The 1,705-nt window shown below is 31.4% G+C and carries 2 protein-coding genes; both read right to left on the bottom strand.

Features of this window, described 5'->3' with window-relative positions; genetic code table 11:
• A partial coding sequence (locus tag OQ5_RS21285; protein ID WP_044107950.1) for a DUF3800 domain-containing protein occupies positions 1–815 on the bottom strand: 815 nt, incomplete at its 3' end.
• A gap of 398 nt (positions 816–1,213) precedes the next feature.
• On the bottom strand, positions 1,214–1,624 hold the full coding sequence (locus tag OQ5_RS0115005) for a hypothetical protein (protein ID WP_141638888.1): 411 nt from the start codon (positions 1,622–1,624) through the stop codon (positions 1,214–1,216).
• Between the last annotated feature and the right edge of the window lie 81 nt (positions 1,625–1,705).

Raw genomic sequence — 1,705 nt, 5'->3', positions numbered from 1 at the left:
AAAATTTCAGTCAAATTAGACTTTAAGTTTCTATTTTTAGAGGGAACATTTACTCCTACTCCTATAACTGAGTCTGGATATCCATCAAATTTTGATTTTACTTTCTTAATCAATTCTGTGCCTAATGAGCATTCGTGTCCATGCAAATTTGTCTCAAAGAAATCTTTAAAACTTCCCATTATCATGTCTGCAAATTGCAATGAATTAGAATGAGTCATTTTTGTAAATAAAACAGATTCTTGAAAACCCAAATCAGATAATTTACCTGAATGAAAACTTATTTCATCTTTAGACTTTCCACGATTAAAAGCGTAATAATATTCTTTAGAAAAGGGAGTTGGGTCACTATTCTCAGGCCAATCAAGAATAACTTGAAATTCTTCACATTCTACTCGTTGTGCATATAAACCTAATCTCATTAACGAATTTGAAAATAGTATGCAGTTCAGGTCACCTTTAATCTGTTTAAGATTATTTTTCTCATATTGAAAGTTTTCCATAGCAGAAATTACAATTTTAAAGTCTATATCTTTTGACCTATCAAATATCTCATGTCTCCATGCATAAGAGTCTGAAAGCATTTTTTCATAATCATCTAATTTTTGAAATTTTTGATATGTCTTTTTCAGGTCTTTAAAATTCCATTTTACTGGTAAATCAGGGTAGGTGTATTTTGCCTTAACCTCTTTCATTAATTTTCTTAATTTCTCTTCCTCGAACGAATCAATAATAATCCCGCCAAATAAAAAGACGTTAGGTTTTTTATGCTCTTTCGTTGTTCTTAGTTGTGTATCGTCAGCAAACCATTTTAGCATCACATTTCTTTTTTATGACATTATGTCATTTCCAATATAAATTTCTCTGTTGGCATACTAATTGTTAAATTACTCATAGCCAAGTAGCTCAATTGGACAGAGCAACGGTTTAACGTACCGTTAGGTTGGGGGTTCGAGTCCCCCCTTGAAAATAAAAACACAATATATATTATCAGGCTGTCTGCATTGGCAGCCTTTTTTATTTTACTCATTTCTCAATTTGTTACTCATGTGTCGCGATATGTGCCCTAACGTCCCGGCTATATGCGCCTGGGCGTGGCTTCAGACCAGCTGTGGATTTATCAGCTTGAACGCATGGGAAAGGGTAATACGAGACCCTCAATGTGCTGTGGATGCCACGACTGGCGTATATAGCTTTGTTGTGGGCTGGGCTTTTTTTATTTTTTACTTCTGTCAATTGTTTTTAAAAATTTTTTATAATTATCTATGGTCGAAAATTTGTCAACGTTTTTCAGATTTAATTTCGAATTTGCTTTTCTGTAAGAATTTCTTTCAAATCCGTCGTATCCAATTTCTTTAGTAAATATTATTGCAATTTTTTCGCACCACCTTTTTATTATTTCAATTTTTTCAATAAGCTCAGATCTTTCTAAAAATTTGTTTGTAATTTGACCGTGAAAAATTTTGTTTCTATCTTCTTTTGAAATTTTAATTAGCTCATTTTGGTCGTTTTTGTAATTGTTACCATAAATTTCTTCAATTTCTTTGAAATATATAGAGTTTATTCCTTTTATGAAATTTTCGAAATACATTTGGTTATTTTTTGCTAAAGTTTCTCTTAATTTCAAAGCGTCTTTTGTCTTAGCCCCCTAAATAACTGGACAAAATTTGACAAACAAATTAGAACAATTAATTTAGGGAGTTATGAG

The organism is Anaerophaga thermohalophila str. Valhall, assembly GCF_000250735.1.
GTDB lineage: Bacteria > Bacteroidota > Bacteroidia > Bacteroidales > Marinilabiliaceae > Anaerophaga > Anaerophaga thermohalophila_A.
Note: the sequence above shows the minus strand (reverse complement) of the source record. Positions and strands in the feature narration are given on the sequence as shown.